Consider the following 17,073-nt stretch of genomic DNA (forward strand, 5'->3'; position numbering starts at 1 on the left):
GTTCTCACTTCCATAAAAACGGCGGATATGCGTCCAAATCCCCCCGCAGGTACCGGGCAAGCAGCAGCGCCTGCACGTAGGGCACCATCCCCCAGGGCAGCTTTTCTCCCAGGTACGGGTGGGTCAGCACGTCCTTTTTCCTCTCCTGCCAGCGCTGCAAAAAGGTCTTTCGCTCCGCCTCCGTCAACAGCACGGCGCCGTTTTCCGAAAAGGAGAAGTCCGTGCCCCCGACCATCCGGTTGTTGATCAGCGTCAGCACAAACCGGTCGGCCATGCACGGGCGCAGCTCCTCCATCAAGTCCAGGGCCAGGGAGCTCCTGCCGGGGCGGTCCCGGTGCAGAAACCCCACATAGGCGTCCAGGCCCACGCTCTCCAGCGCGGACGCGCAGTCGTGGGCCAGCAGGCTGTACGCAAAGGAGAGCAGGGCGTTGACGGCGTCCAGCGGCGGGCGGCGGCTTCTGCCGTGGAAGGAAAAGACCTCCCTGCCGCTGAGAATCCGGTCGTCGAAGACCGCAAAGTAGGCGGCGGCGCCAATCCCCTCCAGGCCCCGCAGCTCCTCCAGGGAGGCCGCCTCCCGGACCTGCGGCAAAAGCGCCCGGATCCGCTCCGCCGCGCCGGACAGCTTCTCCCCGTCCACCCGCAGACTGTGGTCCCGGCAGATCCGCAGGATGCTCCATCGGGCGTTATACAGCTTGCCGAAAATCATCGTCCGCGCAATCCGGCAGCTCTCCTCCTGGCTATCGGCAGCCCGGTACTGGGTGCGCCGCAGCAGCACGTTCCCGCCGCCGCGTCCGCCCACCCGGGCCAGAAACCGCCCCCGGGGCGTGCAGAAGGAAAGGCCGATCCCCCGTTCCGCACAGGCGCCCATCAGCGCCGGCGAGGCCCCCGCGTAGGAGAACACTACCATGCCCTGCAGCGCGTGCAGCGGATACCGGGCCACCGTCTCCCCGCCGCGGCTGGCCACCACGTTCTCCCCGTCCAGGGACAGATAGAGGTCCTCCGACGTCACAAAGAGGGTATTCAGCAGATGTCTCATTCCCGCTCCTCCATGGCCTCCCGCAGGTAGGCGGAGGCCGACTTCGCCCGCAGCAGTCCGGGCAGGCACAGGTCCTTCAAAGAACAGGCGTTACAGGCCTTCGTGGGCTTGACCCGGGGCGTGCGGCGCCTTTGGTACAGCCGGTGCATCTCCTCCAAGCAGTCCCGCACCTCCCGGCGCAGGTCCTCCGTCAGCGGTACCGCCGTCCGTCGGCGGGGCTCTCCGTAGTACAGCGCCCCCTCCGGGATGGAGCAGCAGAGCATCTCCTCCAGGCACATGGCCTGACCGCACAGCTGCAGCTCGTCCGCCAGGCCCTCCTTCGGCCTGCCCTTCTTATACTCCACGGGGTAGGGCTGCCACAGCCCCTCCCGGCCGTGCAGCGAAACGCCGGACGGGTCCCGGCGGAACTCCACCACGTCGCACTGGCCGGACACTCCCAGGGACGGGGAAAAGACGGACAGGCCCCGGGTGATGAGCAGGTCTCCCCGGCTCTCCTGAAACCCCTTGTCATGGGCGGCCTGGTGCATCAGGGCGCCGTCCACCGTCCGGAGATTCTCCGCCCATTGGTTTTCAATGTGGATGAGGGCCCACTGGCGGCGGCAGAACCGAAAATGCTGGAAGCCGGAGAGGAGGAGGTAGTCCTCCTCCTGATCAATCACCCCATCCGCGTGCAGGTGACGCCCTCCGGCAGGGAATCTTCGTCCACGGTCACGATGTAGTCCTGATAGGAGCGGGCCGGGGCCGGGTCGTCCGGCACTCTGCGCCGCACCCGGACGCACTCGAAGAGCTTGTGGGCCGGGGCGCAGCCCAGCTCGCTGTCGTGCTTGAACACAATCAGCTCCCGCACGGCCATCTTTCCCCGGGCGGCGGAGTGGTCGTGCTCGAACATGTTGAGGATGGCCTCCCACAAGAGCGCCAGGTCCTCCTCCGAAAAGCCGGTGGTCTTGCGGGCCAGGTTGGCGGAGATATAGCCCTCGCACCGGTAGAGGCCGTAGGGCACGATGTACTTCCGGCCTATCTCCGTCCCCTTCGTCTCCGCGTCCGCCTCGGTGGTGATGGCCACGCGGGTGATGGTGACCTCCTGGGGCAGGATGGGCTCCACGCTGCGGGCAAAGCCCAGCTGCACGGGGCCGCGGACCTGGCCGCAGTTCAGGGCGGCCTTCATAAAGGTGGTCATCACGGCGCCGAAGGTGCGGATATCGTAGAAATTCCGGCACATCCAGTCCCGCACCTTCCGGTCCAGCTCCGGGTCGGCCTTCTTTTTCTCCCTGGCGGTCTTCTCCGTCACCTCCAGCTCGGCGAAGGCCTCCGCGTCGCTGCGGTTCAGGGGAACGCCCTCCTTCACATAGATGCGGTAGCCGGTGGCGTCCTCCTTTACCGTCTCCACATAGTTGCGGATCTTCCGCTTCAGGCACACGTCCGTGACGAGGCCGAGATCGGTCTCCGGGTCCACCCGGGGCATGTTGCCCGCGTCGGGGTCGCCGTTGGGATTTCCGTTCTCCACGTCGAACAGGATGACAAACTCATAGCGATTGCGAATCACGTCAGACATGTCCGTTCTCCTCCTTTTTTGCATACCGCTTCTGTGTCTGGTGATAGTAGCCCAGCTGGAACGCGCCCTGCTGGGGCAGGTTCAGGCGGGGCGGAAGCTCCTGGGCGAGAATGCCCAGCAACTCCGTGATCTTCTTTTGGTAGAAAACTCTTCCGCCGGGCCCCAGCTTCCGCAGGTGCTTTTGCGTCAGGCTCAGCAGAACCGGGAAGATGCGGCCGGGGGTGGACGCCGCGGTGTTGAAGTACCGATCCACGATGGTGGTGTTGATCCGGGGATTGGCGGCGGACTGAACCGCCTCCAACACGGAGAACAGCCGGCCCAGCGTATAGGGGACGTCGGTGCACTCTGGGTTCAGGGACACGGTCAAAACCTCCTTTGGAACATCCCGGTGGGTGTTCTGCAAATAATACGCCTTGAGGATGGCGGCACGGCCACGGGTGACCGCGTGCTCGGCGCGGATGCGGAGCACCGCGCCGTTCAAAAGGGTGGCGGGGTACGGCGCGTCCAGCAGGACGGACCGGAGCAGCTCCCCGGACATGCCGGGGACGGGGGCCTTGTCCCGGGTGTTTTGGTTGACGGTCTCCCCCAGCACCTTCCAGATGGGAAGGGTCTCAAACTTGTCGTAGGCGGGCCGTTCGATCTCCAGGCGGTCGTAATGCGCCTGGACATGATGCAAAAATCCGCCGAAGGAGTCTCGCAGGAAGAAGCGGACGGACAGCCGGGCGGCGTTGGGGGCCAGGCCCAGGACGTAAAAGGGCTTTTTGTCATCCAGCAGCGTCCCTTCCCATTGGACGGGGCTTCCCCGGAGCAGACGCTGCACCGTCTCCCGCAGCTCCCGCTCCGTATAGAGGCCGGACCGGGCGCCGAAGGCGAAGGCCCCGAACACCGACGGATAGGCGTCCTCGCCCCCCTCGGACCAGCAGAGTACCGTGGTGTCCCCCACGCGGATCACGTGCTCCCGGTCGGCCAGCAGGTGGTTCAGCGCCGCCGTGTAGGCGAAGGCCGCGTATTTGCCCACCGGCGCGTTGTAGTTCTGCTCCTTTCCGTAGGAGCAGAACGCCGGGGCGTTGAAGGACACCAGGGCGGCGCCGCTGGACTGGGCCCCCTGGACGCCGCGGATGGCCGGATGGACGGCCTCCGCCACGGCCTCCCTCCCCGTCACCAGGCAGGTCATCCGGGGACCGTCCTCCGCCTCGTCGTAGGCGGCCTGCCAGGCCTCCCGCACGGCGGGGTCCTCATGGACAAAGGCGCCGTCGTACCGGAAGACCAGATTGGCCCCGGAGGAGACGGCCTCCGGCGCATCCAGCAGCGCCGGGTGGGCGGCGGCCGCCTCCGGCTCCCAGGTCTGAAAGAAGGCCAGCACCGCCCGGGCCGCCGGGGAATCCACCCCGGTGAGCAGCCGCTCATGGAGGGCCTTGCCGGCGGCAAAGCACTTGCGCGTCCGCTGGGGGTTGCCCTTGCCGTCGATGCCCAGCAGGTAGCCGGAGTTATCGCACAGGAAGTTGGCCGTCACGTCCACACTCCGCTTCACCGGCGCGGGCAGCCGCTCCATCGCCCGGGGGACCGGCTTCTTCCCCTTGGCCGGCTCCGTCAGCAGCGACGCGACCTGCACCAGCCGCCCCTGATCGTCCAGGCAGAGGGCGTAGGCGGCCTTGCCCCGGGTCCAGCCGGGCTGGGCGATCTCTCCCCGGGCCACCAGGTCCTCATAGTGCCCCACCAAGGCCTGCAAAATCATCCGACCACCTCCCCGCTGTCCCAGGGCGGCACCGTCAGCACACCGTCTCGGAGGATCGCGTGGAAAAACCGGGGACGGATGTTCTCCGGGTCGCTGTAGTCCATGTCGTAGAGCAGGTAGCCCAGGTCCCGCTCCCCCTTCAGCTCCTCCGGGCAGGGGGGAATCTCCGCGCAGGGGGCAAACGCCGCCGGAAACTCCCGGCAGCCCAGATACGGTTCGCTGTACGCCTGCCCCTTCCGCAGCCGCCGCTGGACGATCTCCTGGAACTTCCCCGGGTTATCGCCGGGGGCGGCCCGGTCCGTCGTGTCGAAATGGGCCTCGATCACATACCGCACGTCCCGCAGCAGCAGCGAGGCCCGCTGCTGGATGTCCTCCGCCGTCACCAGGTACAGCTCCCCCCGCCCCCGCTCCATGGCCGTCCTGGCGGTGCGGGCGCTGACGGTGGATTTGACCTCGTTGCGGCGCAGGTTTGTGAAGCGGATCGGCCGGAGCACGTGGATGCGGTCAATGGACCACCGCAGCCCCGGATGCCAAAACACGCTCTCAATCAGGCCCCGGGCGGCGGACGGCGTCATCACGTCGTAGCTCACCCGCTCCACCTTCATCTCCGGCCGGGTGAAGCAGGCAAAGTCCCCCCAGACCTCTACACAGATGGGCACACTCTCAACTCCTTTCCTTTTTGAGGGACTGGAACCACCGGGCGGCTCTTCCGGCCCCCTGTCTGCGCTACCAGAAAAAACCACCCCCTTTTAACAAGATTTTACACCCGTCGCCATCTTTCGACAAGCAGAACTTCCCCTCTGCCGCTTTGAAAACGATTCCATCCAAAGGGTTCCGGTTCCGCGCCGGAAATCTTCCGGGAGGTTCCTCCGGGAAGGGACATGCACGGCGGTTTTGTCTGCAAAAACGGGCGAAAGCGGAACAGATCTGTTCCGCTTTCGCCCGTTTCTCACCACAGCAGCGCCTGTCCGCCCACCGGCTCCAAAGTCAGGCCGGTCCTGCGGTCGTACAGCGCCGGGTCCGTCAGCACCGCGCTGCCGTCCTCCAGCAGCTCCAGGCCGCCCACTTCGTCCAGCGCCTGGAAATGCCGGGCGTAGACGGACACGCCGTACAGCCCCAGCTCCCGGAACAGCTCCCTGGAGCGCTCCCCCTGCCGCAGCCGCGCCACCGGCACCTCGCCGCCGTCCAGGGGAATGTACACCGTGCGAGTGTCGGTCTCTATGAGGCGGAACCGCTCCGCCACCGTCCGGAAGGGGAAATCCCCCTCCCCGATGCGCGGGAGGATGCCCTTTTTGTCCTGGGCCTCCGGGCCCCGGAGGTCCAGCAGCTCGGAGAAGTAGCAGTTCACCGCCTCCGGACTCGCCAGGTCCTCGTGCCGCTCCATGGCCGTCCGCGCCGCGGCAATGGCCGGGGAAAACAGGGGCGGAGGCGGCTCCTCCGGCTGGAAGATGACGACGACGCTCTCCCCGGCGGGGCGGTTTCCCTCCCGGTTGCACCGCCCGGCGGCCTGGAGCAGGGAATCCAGCCCCGCCATCTCCCGCAGCTCCGTGGGAAAGTCCACGTCCACCCCGGCCTCGATCAGCGAGGTGGAGACGACCCGGCAGGGCAGCCCCGCTTTCAGCCGCCGGCGCACCTCCGCCAGCACCCGCTGCCAGTGGACCGGCGTCATCAGCGTGGAGAGATGGAAGAGGCCCTCGCCGGTGAGGCCGCCGTACACGGTCCTGGCGGCCTTCCGGCTGTTGACGATGCACAGCACCTGCTTCTCCCGGTCCATCCGCTCCGCCGCCTCCGCCCAGCCCAGCGTCCCCGCCCACTGAAAGACGGTGCGCCGGAACACCGGGCTGCGGAAAAGGGCCTCCGGGCACAGCTCGGGGATGGAGACGCCGGGCAAAAACTCCTGGAACAGCGGCAAAAGGGCGGGCTGCGTAGCCGTGCACAATACCGCCGAGACGTTGTAGTGGGCCGTCAGCTGGGAGATGGCCGAAACGCAGGGCCGCAAGTAGGGCAGCGGCAGCATCTGCGCCTCGTCGAAAATGACCACGCTGCCCGCCAGGCGGTGGAGCTTCCGGCACTTGGAGGCCCGGTTTGCGTAGAGGGATTCAAAGAACTGGACCGCCGTCGTCACAATCACGGGCATGTCCCAATTCTCGGTGGCGCGCGCCAGCCTGGCGGCCTCCGGCGTCAGCTCCTCCTCCCCGCCGGTGTCGTACAGCACATTGGAGTGGTGCTCCAGCACGTTCTCGGGCCCCAGGATCTCCCGGAACACCTGGGCGGTCTGCTCGATGATGGACAGGTAGGGAATCACGTAGACCACCCGCCGCAGCCCGTGGGCGCGGGCGTGGCGCAGGGCGAAGGCCAGGGACGCTACGGTTTTGCCCCCGCCGGTGGGGACCGTCAGGGTGAACAGCCCCTGCGCCCGCTCCTCCCCCTGGGTCAGGCACGCCTCCAGCACCTGGCAGCGCAGGGCGTTCAGCTCGTTCTTCGGCGGAAACCAATCGGAGATGTGCCGCTTCAGGCGGTCGCACAGCGCCGGGATGTCCCCGCCGCCGCCCCGGGGCAACGGTGCCCCCTCCATAAACCGCTCCGTGTCCAGAAAGTCCGCGTCCACCAGGCAGGCGTACAGCATCCGGATGAAGAAATCTGCCGTGAGCCGGTCCTTTTCGCAAAAGGCGGGCAGACGGGCGGGCGGCAGGGAGAGCTCCTCCGCCCAGGCCTCGTACGGCGCCACCCCCGCCCCCTCGGCGCGGCGCATCCGCCCCAGCAGCGTGGCATCGTCCGGCCCGTCGGTGCGGCTGCCGCCGTCCGGCAGGCCGCCATGATGCCCCGCCGCGCAGAACGCGGCGGGCACCTGCCCCCTTTGGAAACACTCCCACGCGCCGGCGGTGGCGTGATCCACCTTCGGCCCGCCCCGCAGCCGCTTTTGAAAGGCGGCGGAATACTTTCCCAGGTCGTGGGCCAGTCCGGCAAGCCGCCCCTGCTCCTCCGCGCCGAAGGCGGCCGCAAAGTCCCGGCACAGCGCCGCCGTGCCCTCCAGATGGTCCAGGACGGTCTGTTCCCGATGGTCCTCGGAGAGATGTGCGAGATAGTCCATGCCGCAGCGCCCCCTTCACAAACTACGCCCGGAGCACCGGGGCCGGGCGCCTGACGGAGATGGTTCCATTGTAGCACACCCGGGCGCCGGATTCCAGGGGGCGCGGCCTCCGGGTCCCTCTTTCAAGGTCCGCCGCCGGGTTTCCAAATGGGCCCGGTTGTAGACAAGCGTTTCATTCCAAAAACTCCGTCAGCTTCACCAAACAGCCTTGAGAGGAACAGGTTCATATGATAAAATATAAAAAAGTAAGTGGTATGAGGCGGGGAGGGCGCAGCACGACAAATTCCAGTTTGCGGGGTAAATATGGTTGAAATAAGAGAAATGCAAAAGAAGGATTATAAAAAGGCGCAGAAGTTTGCAATTCAAGGAATGCACTTGGATTGGTATATGGACAACGAAACCATTCTTTCTCTGTATAGCAAATATTTCTGGCACATGGAGTTGAATCGGTCAACGAAAGCCTACGGTGCGTATGTGAACGATTGTTTTGTTGGCGTGTTGCTTGCTGATATGAAGGGGGAGAAAAAACGACACCATAGCTTTTGGCGAACAATCTTTGTGAAAGCATTTGATATTATGCAAAACATCGTTGCAGGGGAAGGTGTTGGCGCATATGACACAGCGAATAAAGAGATGTTTGCGTCTTTCCGCAAAAAGCAGGAACCTGATGGGGAAATAGTTTTCCTTGCTGCCGACCCGGAATGTAAAGTCAAGGGGGTTGGCACAGCCCTGCTTTCCGCATTTGAAGCGGAAGAACCGGGGAAACTGGTTTATCTCTACACCGACAGTGCCTGCACCTATCAGTTTTATGAACACCGAGGATTTACGAAATCAGAAGCAAAAGATGTAGTAATTGACTTGAAAGATAAAAAAGTACCGCTACAATGTTTGTTGTATAGCAAAACAATTCATTAAGGTTTGTAGGGCTGATTTAAGTGTGTCCTATTGGTAAAGTACGCCTTTTTGGCAGAAAAGGCGTACTCGACAAATCGAAAGGAGATTGGAATATGGAAAAATCAATGTATATGATGATGATTGAGAAAAGTAAGACCTACAATAGAATCACAAAGAAAGTGGTAGAAGAACACGTTGCAAACATAAAAAAATTAGATGATGAGAATAAGCTGGAAATCTGCGGCGTGTTTAAAGGTTATCCAGGGGTGGCAGGTATGTATATCTTAAAAGTAGAAAGCCGTGAGGAAGCAAAGGAACTTTGTGATAGTGAGCCATTGGTTGCTGGGGGATATGCAACATATAAACTGATAGATTTTTTTGTTGCAAATCGGGATAACAATTATCTGCTCTAATAGAATACAATCAACTTCTGGTTTGTCTGGCTGATTTAAGTACGCCTTATTGGGTATCAGGCGCAATAATAGCCCCAAAATCACGACACATCTTCAGTGTAGGGATTTTGGGGCTATTGCGACATAGGACCGGTTCGCCGCACCTGATCGCTACACATATCTGCAACAGGGACTTCAAATACACCCGATTGCATGTCCGCTCCTCCTGTGCTATCATGGACAAAAAACGGATGTCGGAGCGGGGGGAATCGGTGTGAAAAAGGCTGCTTTTTGTGGTACCTCCCCGCGCTCTGTTTCGGCGCCGCCGGATTTCTGGGGCATTCTTCGGCGTGGGCTGCCGCCGCCCTGTGTTTCTTTGGGGCCGCCATGCCCCAGATTGCCCGGCGGAAGCAGGGGTAAAACCGCTCCGGCGGAGGATTTTGGAAGACAAAAGGGGGCCGGGAACAGAAGTTCCCGGCCCCCTCGGCCTGTCCAAGCAGCCGCCCGGCGCCTCACGGCGGAGCAGCCAGCGCACGGTTCCGGCCCACAGGTGCATGAGCCGCTCAGCGGGCCCCGGCCTCCCCGAATAAGCGCCGCGGACGCTTGCCCGGCGGCCTCAGTAGATGCGCGTATAGACGCCCACCCACTGGAGGGCCGCGGCGGCCAGCACGAAGACGTGCCAGATGCAGTGGTTGTACTTCCCCTTCCGGGCGAAGGGAATCATCCCCAGGGTGTAGACCAGCCCGCCCAGCAGGATGAAGGACAGCAGCGGCAGGTCGTTGCGGTAGAAGTCCGGCAAAAACAGCAGCCCGCTCCAGCCGATGAGGAAATACAGCGTGAAGTGCAGCGGCCGCCAGCGGCCCGGGCCGAACACCGCCACCATAGTCACGCCGAAGAGGATGACCCCCCACTGCAAGCAGAACAGCGCCACACCCAGGGCGCCCCCCACGTAGACCAGCAAAATGGGGGCGAAGGTGCCGCCGATGAGCAGGTAGATGGAGGTGTAGTCAAACCGCCGCAGCACCCGCTTGGCCTTAGAGCCGGCGGGCATGGCGTGGTACACGCAGCTGGCCAGCATCATGAAGATCATGCTGACGCCGTACACCCAGGCGGCCAGCACCTCCAGCGGCCCCTGGGACTTCCCCAGCAGCGCCGCCATGGCCGCCGCGCCCAGCAGGGCTCCCGCCCCGTGGCTGGCGGCGTTGAAGGCCTCCTCCCCCACCGTCAGCCGGGGCGGCTCGTTCAGCGCCCGGGTTCTGGCCCGCCGGACCACCTTGGCCCGCAGGGCGGCATATTGTCTCGAAGAAATTGCAGCTTCCATAGATACCCTCTCTTTTACAGTACGCAGAAGTACACGGCCAGATAGTGAAAAAAGGAGCCCGCCAGGATCAACAGGTGGAACAGCTCGTGAAAGGTCCACTCCGCCGACAGATTGGGCCGTTTCACGGCATAGATCACGGCCCCCACGGAGTAGCACACGCCCCCCAGGGTCACCAGCAGCAGACAGGGCCGGCTCAGGGCCGCAAAGTCCCGCCACACGAACAGCACCGCCCAGCCCATGGCCAGATAGGCCGCAGTGGACAGCACCCGGGGCGCATGCATCCACAGCAGTTTCACCAGCGTCCCCGCAATGGCCACCGCCCACAGCGCCAGGCAGAACCACAGCCCTTTGGGCCGGGGCAGCAGCACCAGGGAAAAGGGGGTGTAGCTCCCGGCAATCAGCACGTAGATCATGCTGTGGTCCAGCTTCCGCAGCCGCAGCTTCACGCCGCCGCTGTCGGCGTCCCCCGGATAGAAGTGGTAGAGGGCGCTGGCGGCGTACAGCGCCACCATAGACAGGCAAAAGCACATGGCGGCGGCCAGGGCCACCACCGGCGCCCCGTCCCGCACCGCCCGGATCAAAAACAGCACGCCGCCGCCAAAGGCCGCCGCCGCGCCGATGGCGTGGGTCCCGCAGCTCACCGGGTCCTGGGCGTGGGTGAAAAAGTTCCGCATGAAGTCCTCTCCTTGATTGCAGCTTACGGTATGCAATTACCTTGTAATATAGTTTGTGAAACTATATTACACGATGTCGCATCGTTTTTCAAGTATCTTTTGTAAAATTTCGGCGCCGTATCCCTGGAAAATTTGCCAAAAAAGGAGGGCGCCTCGGCGCCCTCCTTTGTCAATTCCAAAATTCCGTCCGGTCCCGGAGTCCGATGTCCGCCGCCCGGAACACCGGGTCCCGCCCCAGCCGCTTCTGGCGCGTGTAATCCTCCAGCGCCAGCAGGGCGGGCTTTGCCAGCAGCAAAATGGCGGGCAGGTTGATCAGGGCCATGAGGCCCATGGTCACGTCCGCCGTGTCCCACACCAGGGAGAAGTCCATCCGTGCTCCCTGGAACACGATGGCCGCCGCCACCAGCCGGAACACCGCCATCTCCCACCGCCGGGCGTCCCGGCGCAGCAGGTACTGGAGGTTGCTCTCGCAGTAATAGTAGTTACCCAGGATGGTGGTGAAGGCGAAGAGCAGCGTGGTGACGGTGATGAACCAGTGCCCGGCCTCGCCGAAGGTCCCCGCCAGAGCCGCCTGGACGTAGGGCACACCCTTGAGGGCCGGGTCCGGCGCCACGCCGGAGCACAGGCACAAAAAGGCGGTGGCGGTGCAGATCACCAGGGTGTCCAAAAACACGGAGAGCATCTGGGCCAGCCCCTGCTTCACCGGGTGGGACACCGACGCAGCCGCCGCCGCGTTGGGGGCGGAGCCCACACCCGCCTCGTTGGAGAACAGCCCCCGCTTGATGCCGTGCATCATGGCGGAGCCGGTGAAGCCGCCGAAGATGGCCTGGAAGTCGAAGGCGTTTTGGAAGATGGCCGCCAGCACCCCCGGCACCAACTGGATATGCGCCAGGGTCATTCCCAAGGCCACCAGCACGTAGGCCCCGCCCATCAGCGGCACCAGCACCCCCGTCACCCGGGAGAGCCGCTTCCCGCCGCCGAAGATGCACACCGCCGTGACCGCCGCCAGCACCGCCCCCACCACCGTGGGGGCGCCCTCGGTGAAGAAGGCGTAGCCGGAGAAGGCGTCCATCAGGTTGTAGGAGGCCACCATGTTGAAGCCCACCAGATAGGTCAGCAGCAGGCACACGGAGAAGGCCGCCGCCACCTTCCGGCTGCCCAGCACCCGCTCGATGTAATAGGCGGGGCCGCCCCGGCTGCCCCCCTGGCCGTCGCGGACCTTGTAAATCTGGGCCAGGGTGCTCTCGATGAAGGCGGAGGCGCCGCCCAACAGGGCCACCACCCACATCCAGAACACCGCCCCCACGCCGCCCACGCAGATGGCGATGGACACCCCGGCGATGTTGCCGGTGCCCACCCGGGAGGCGGTGGAGATCATCAGCGCCTGGAAGGAGGACACGCCGTCCCCGTGGGTCTTCTCCCGCAGGACCCGAAAGGCCTCGACGAAGAGCCGCACCTGCACAAAGCGGGTGCGGAGGGTGAAATACAGCCCCGCCGCCAGCAGTAGGGCCACCAGCACATAGGTGTAGAGCCAATCGCTCAGGGTGGAGATGATGTTTGCCAGCATAAGCAATCCCTTTCCATTTCAAATAAAGCCTGTCCAGAATACCAAAGGATATGCCCTTTTGTCAATTCCCCCCTCCTCCGGCGTTCTGTACAAAATCAGGCAAAAAATTTTTCAGACCGCCTTCTTGCAATTCAGCCCCCCATCCGGTACAATAAAGCCATAAGCAAAGATGGATGGCTGGAACGAAGTGCTGCGCGCACGGGCTGACACCTGTCTTCCTTTGCCGTCGATAGGTGTTTCAAGCCATTGCCGGTTTGAGACGCCTTTTCTTTATCTCCGGGAGACCAACACAAGGAGGTTTTTGATATGATCCTACTGGCAAACGGCAAAGTCATCACCCGGGACCCCGCCGGCCCCGGCTACCTGCCCGACGGCGGCGTGGTCACCGACGGCGGCGCCATCCTGGAGGTGGGCGCCACCGAAGAATTGCGGGCTAAGTACCCCCAGGCGGAGTTTGTGGACGCCCGCGGCGGCGTCATCATGCCCGGCCTCATCAACGCCCACACCCACATCTACTCCGCCCTGGCCCGGGGCCTCAGCATCCGCGGCTTCGCCCCCACCAATTTCTACGAGGTGCTGGACGGCCAGTGGTGGTACATCGACCGCCACCTAGACCTGGCGGCCACCCGGGCCTCCGCCCAGGCCCTGGTGATGGACAGCATCAAGCAGGGCGTCACCACCCTCTTCGACCACCACGCCTCCTTCTGTGAAATCCCCGGCTCCCTCATGCAGATCGCGGAGGTGACCCGGGAGATGGGGGTGCGGGCCAGCCTGTGCTACGAGGTCAGCGACCGGGACGGGGAGGAGAAGTCGATCCAGGCCGTCCAGGAGAACCGGGACTTCATCGACTGGTGCGAGAAAAACCCCAGCGACATGCTCAAGCCCATGTTCGGCGGCCACGCCCTCTTCACCATCTCGGACAAGACCTTCGAGCGGATGGCCGCCGCCAACGGCGGCCGGGTGGGCTACCACATCCACGTCTCCGAGGGCATGAACGACGTGTACGACAGCCTCCAGACCTACGGCCGCCGCCCGGTCCAGCGGCTCCAGGACCACGGCATTCTGGGGGAGAAGACCATCCTGGGCCACTGCATCCACGTGAACACCGCCGAGATGGAGCTCATCCGGGCTACAAACACCATGTGCGTCAACAACCCGGAGAGCAACATGGGCAATGCCGTGGGCATCTCCCCGGTGCTCCAGCTCTACCAGCGGGGCATTCTCATCGGCCTGGGCACCGACGCCTACACCAACGACATGCTGGAGAGCCTCAAGGTGGCCCTGTGCGCCCAGCGGCACAACGCCTGCCTCCCCGGCGTGGGCTGGCAGGAGGTGACGGGGATGCTCTTCCAAAACAACGCCAAAATGGCGGCCCGCTGCGGCTTCCCCACTCTGGGGGTGCTGAAGCCCGGCGCGGCGGCGGACGTCATCGTGATGGACTACAAGCCCTTCACCCCCTTCTCCGACGCCAACATCGACGGCCACATGCTCTTCGGCATGACCGGCCGCCAGTGCCAGACCACCATGGTGGGCGGCAGGGTCCTGATGCGGGACCGCCAGCTGACGGACATCGACGAGGAGGCCGTCAACGCCCACATTCTGGAGGTCTCCACCAAGCTCTGGAACCGGCTGAACCCCTGAGGGCGAAAGGGGGATCCCTCCCCCGCCGCTCTCCCGACTCATACTTACAAGGAGGATTCGCCCCATGTCTGAACTGATGACCCCCATCCCCTTCCGGGAGCTGCTGAACTGGATCACCACGGAGTACCGGCGGGAGGGCGCCGTCTTCGGGGTCCACCGGCCCTACCGGGCAGGTGTGAAAAAGCTGCCCATCTTCGGCGAGACCATCGAGACCCCCTTCGGCCCCGCCGCCGGGCCCAACACCCAGCTGGCCCAGAACATCGTGGCGGGCTACTTCGCCGGCGCCCGGTTCTTCGAGCTGAAAACCGTCCAGAAGATGGACGGCGCGGAGCTGGCCGCCTGCATCAACCGCCCCTGCATTCTGGCGGAGGACGAGTGCTACAACTGCGAGTGGTCCACGGAGCTCACCGTCCAGCAGGCCTTTGAGGAGTACGTAAAGGCGTGGTGCGCCCTCAAGCTCCTCTCCAAGGTCTACGGCCTGGGCAACCCGGAGGGCTTCGTCTTCAATATGAGCGTGGGCTACGACCTGGCGGGCATCCAGGGGGAGAAGATCGATGGCTTCCTCAACGGCATGGCCGACGCCTCCGCCACCCCCGTCTTCCAAGAGTGCCTGCGGGTGATGAAGGAGTTCTTCCCCAGCGAGGCCGCCTATATCGACGCCATCTCCCCCCGGGTCTCCGGCTCCGTCACGGTGTCCACCCTCCACGGCTGCCCGCCGGAGGAGATTGAGCGCATCGCCGGCTACCTGCTGGAGAAAAAGCACCTCCACACCTTCGTCAAGTGCAACCCCACCCTCCTGGGCTACGACACCGCCCGCTCCATTCTGGACGGCATGGGCTACGACTACATCGCCTTCGACGAGCACCACTTCCGGGAGGACCTCCAGTACGGCGACGCGGTGCCCATGTTCCGCCGCCTCCTGGTGCTGGCCCGGGCCCAGGGCCTGGAGTTCGGGCTGAAGCTCTCCAACACCTTCCCCGTGGACGTGAAGGCCGGGGAGCTGCCCAGCGAGGAGATGTACATGGCGGGCAAGTCCCTCTTCCCCCTCACCACCGCCATGGCCGCCCGGCTGGCCCGGGAGTTTGACGGCAGGCTCCGCATCTCCTACGCCGGCGGCGCCGACGCCTTCAACATCGGCGAGCTGTTCGCCTGCGGCATCTGGCCCATCACCATGGCCACCACGGAGCTCAAGCCCGGCGGCTACCAGCGCTTCACCCAGATCGGCGACCTCCTGGACCGCCAGCCCTTCCAGCCCTTTACCGGGGTGGACGTGGAGGGGATCGAGGCCCTGGCCCGGGCGGCCCGCACCGACCCCGGCCACGTGAAGGCCGTCAAGCCCCTGCCCCGGCGCAAGCTCTATGAGAAGGTGCCCCTGCTGGACTGCTACACCGCCCCCTGCAAGGGCGGCTGCCCCATCCAGCAGGACATTCCGGAGTACATCGAGCTGTGCCGCAAGGGGCGGTACGCCGACGCCCTCCGGCTCATCACGGAGAAAAACCCCCTGCCCTTCATCACCGGCACCATCTGCGCCCACCGCTGCCAGACCAAGTGCACTCGGAATTTCTATGAGGAGTCCGTCCAGATCCGCTCCACCAAGCTGGTGGCGGCGGAGCGGGGGTACGACGCCCTCCTGTCCGGCATGCGGCCTCCCGTCCCCGCCGGCGGCACCGTGAAGGCGGCCGTCATCGGCGGCGGTCCCACCGGCATCGCCGCCGCCTACTTCCTGGGCCGGGCGGGCATCCCCGTCACCCTCTTCGAGCGCTCCGGCAGCCTGGGCGGCATCGTCCGCCAGGTGATCCCCGCCTTCCGCATCAGCGATGCGGCCATCGACAGGGACATCGCCCTGATGGAGCGGATGGGGGCGGAGGTCCGCCTGCACACGGAGGGTCCCTCCGTGGCGGAGCTGAAGGCCCAGGGCTACACCCATATTCTCTTCGCCGTGGGCGCCTGGAAGGCGGGAAAGCTGGACATCCCCGGCAACGTGGTGCCCGTCATCGGCTGGCTGAAGGACCTGAAGGCCGGCGCGGAGGTGCCCCTGGGCCACGTGGCAGTGGTGGGCGGCGGCAACACCGCCATGGACGCCGCCCGGGCGGCCCTGCGGGCGGGGGCCAAGTCCTCCACCCTGGTCTACCGCCGCAGCCGGAAGTACATGCCCGCCGACGCCGAGGAGCTGGAGCTGGCCATGCGGGACGGCGTCCGCTTTTTGGAGCTGGTGGCTCCTGTGGAGCAGAAGGACGGCAAGCTGGTGTGCGAAACCATGCGCCTGGGGGCGCCGGACGCCCGGGGCCGCCGGACGCCGGAGCCCACCGGCGAGTACGTCTCCATCGACTGCGACACCGTGCTCTCCGCCGTGGGCGAGCGGGTGGACAGCGACCTCTTCACCCGAAACGGCATCCAGGTGGACCAGCGGGGCATCCCCGATTTCCAGACCAACCTCCCCGGTGTCTACGCCGGCGGCGACGCCATGCGGGGCCCCGCCACGGTGGTGGAGGGCATCGCCGACGCCCAGGGCTTCGCCAACGCCGTCATCGGCGCGGCCCACCGATTCTCCATCCCCGAGGAGGCCCGGCCCTCCCGGGAGGCGGCCCTGGCCAAGAAGGGCACCCTCTGCCGCTCCGCCAAGTGCGAGGGGGACCGGTGCCTCTCCTGCAACACGGTGTGCGAGGTCTGCGTCGACGTGTGCCCCAACCGGGCCAACGTGGTCATTGAGCTGCCGGACGGCCGCCGCCAGATCCTCCACGTGGACCGGATGTGCAACGAGTGCGGCAACTGCGCCGTGTTCTGCCCCTACGACTCCGCCCCCTACCGGGACAAATTCACCCTGTTCCTGGACGGCAACGGTTTCTCCGAGAGCGAGAAAAACGCCGGTTTCCTGCCGCTGGGCGGAAACAAGGTGCTGGTCCGCCTCCAGGGCAAGGTGCAGAACGTGGATCTGGACCAGCCCAACGACCTGCCGCCGGACATCGAGGTTCTCATCCTGACCGTCCTGACGAAATACCGCTACCTGCTGGGCTGAGCCCGGCGGAAAACCACCGGGGGCGCAATCGCGCCCCCGGTCTCCGTCTGTCGAAACGGCCCCGCGGCGGTCCGCCGCCGCAGGCGCCGCAAAAGGGCAAATAGGCGTTCCCCAGTGGGTACGCCGCAAAGCCGCAAAGGGGCGTTCCCCGGCG

The 17,073-nt window shown here is 64.9% G+C and carries 13 protein-coding genes; 4 read left to right on the top strand and 9 right to left on the bottom strand.

Going from position 1 to position 17,073, the window contains the following annotated elements; all coding sequences use genetic code 11:
- Window positions 1-4: 4 nt before the first annotated feature.
- From cas1c to cas3, 6 genes are all read right to left on the bottom strand, one after another.
- Window positions 5-1,036, bottom strand: coding sequence for a type I-C CRISPR-associated endonuclease Cas1c (gene cas1c / locus QZS21_RS01205; protein ID WP_295579250.1), 1,032 nt, complete (start codon window positions 1,034-1,036; stop codon window positions 5-7).
- Window positions 1,033-1,695: a CRISPR-associated protein Cas4 gene (gene cas4 / locus QZS21_RS01210; RefSeq protein WP_295579253.1), complete on the bottom strand. Its 663-nt coding sequence runs from the start codon at window positions 1,693-1,695 to the stop codon at window positions 1,033-1,035. Before cas4 ends, cas1c begins: the two co-directional genes overlap by 4 nt.
- Window positions 1,692-2,588 carry a type I-C CRISPR-associated protein Cas7/Csd2 gene (cas7c, locus tag QZS21_RS01215; protein ID WP_295579255.1) on the bottom strand — a complete coding sequence of 299 codons (897 nt, stop codon included), beginning with the start codon at window positions 2,586-2,588 and terminating at the stop codon, window positions 1,692-1,694. Before cas7c ends, cas4 begins: the two co-directional genes overlap by 4 nt.
- Window positions 2,581-4,323, bottom strand: a complete 1,743-nt coding sequence (gene cas8c, locus QZS21_RS01220; RefSeq protein ID WP_295579257.1) for a type I-C CRISPR-associated protein Cas8c/Csd1 — start codon at window positions 4,321-4,323, stop codon at window positions 2,581-2,583. Before cas8c ends, cas7c begins: the two co-directional genes overlap by 8 nt.
- Window positions 4,320-4,982, bottom strand: a complete 663-nt coding sequence (cas5c, locus tag QZS21_RS01225; RefSeq protein ID WP_295579259.1) for a type I-C CRISPR-associated protein Cas5c — start codon at window positions 4,980-4,982, stop codon at window positions 4,320-4,322. Before cas5c ends, cas8c begins: the two co-directional genes overlap by 4 nt.
- 290 nt (window positions 4,983-5,272) lie before the next feature.
- On the bottom strand, window positions 5,273-7,414 hold the full coding sequence (gene cas3, locus QZS21_RS01230) for a CRISPR-associated helicase Cas3' (RefSeq protein WP_295579261.1): 2,142 nt from the start codon (window positions 7,412-7,414) through the stop codon (window positions 5,273-5,275).
- A gap of 303 nt (window positions 7,415-7,717) precedes the next feature.
- Here cas3 and QZS21_RS01235 point away from each other — a divergent pair, with 303 nt between their 5' ends.
- Both QZS21_RS01235 and QZS21_RS01240 read left to right on the top strand, forming a co-directional pair.
- Window positions 7,718-8,329, top strand: a complete 612-nt coding sequence (locus QZS21_RS01235; RefSeq protein ID WP_295579263.1) for a GNAT family N-acetyltransferase — start codon at window positions 7,718-7,720, stop codon at window positions 8,327-8,329.
- Window positions 8,330-8,421: 92 nt separating this feature from the next.
- Window positions 8,422-8,721, top strand: a complete 300-nt coding sequence (locus tag QZS21_RS01240; protein WP_295579265.1) for a YciI family protein — start codon at window positions 8,422-8,424, stop codon at window positions 8,719-8,721.
- A 595-nt stretch (window positions 8,722-9,316) separates the two neighbouring features.
- Here the strand turns inward: QZS21_RS01240 and QZS21_RS01245 are convergent.
- The 3 genes from QZS21_RS01245 to QZS21_RS01255 all read right to left on the bottom strand — a co-directional run bounded on the left by QZS21_RS01245 (window position 9,317) and on the right by QZS21_RS01255 (window position 12,262).
- Window positions 9,317-10,021, bottom strand: a complete 705-nt coding sequence (locus QZS21_RS01245; protein ID WP_295579267.1) for a hemolysin III family protein — start codon at window positions 10,019-10,021, stop codon at window positions 9,317-9,319.
- Between the two features lie 14 nt (window positions 10,022-10,035).
- Window positions 10,036-10,695, bottom strand: coding sequence for a hemolysin III family protein (locus QZS21_RS01250; RefSeq protein WP_295579269.1), 660 nt, complete (start codon window positions 10,693-10,695; stop codon window positions 10,036-10,038).
- A 169-nt stretch (window positions 10,696-10,864) separates the two neighbouring features.
- Entirely contained in the window at window positions 10,865-12,262 is a 1,398-nt protein-coding gene (locus tag QZS21_RS01255; protein WP_295579271.1) for a sodium:alanine symporter family protein, read from the bottom strand.
- 306 nt (window positions 12,263-12,568) lie between these two features.
- Here QZS21_RS01255 and ssnA point away from each other — a divergent pair, with 306 nt between their 5' ends.
- The gene (ssnA, locus tag QZS21_RS01260; protein WP_295579273.1) at window positions 12,569-13,903 is read left to right on the top strand and encodes a putative aminohydrolase SsnA; all 1,335 of its coding nucleotides are present in this window, start codon (window positions 12,569-12,571) and stop codon (window positions 13,901-13,903) included.
- Window positions 13,904-13,967: 64 nt separating this feature from the next.
- Window positions 13,968-16,919, top strand: coding sequence for a putative selenate reductase subunit YgfK (gene ygfK, locus QZS21_RS01265; RefSeq protein WP_295579275.1), 2,952 nt, complete (start codon window positions 13,968-13,970; stop codon window positions 16,917-16,919).
- The last annotated feature ends 154 nt before the right edge of the window (window positions 16,920-17,073 follow it).

Source organism: uncultured Oscillibacter sp., assembly GCF_900544955.1.
In the GTDB taxonomy this organism is placed as follows: Bacteria; Bacillota; Clostridia; order Oscillospirales; family Oscillospiraceae; genus Oscillibacter.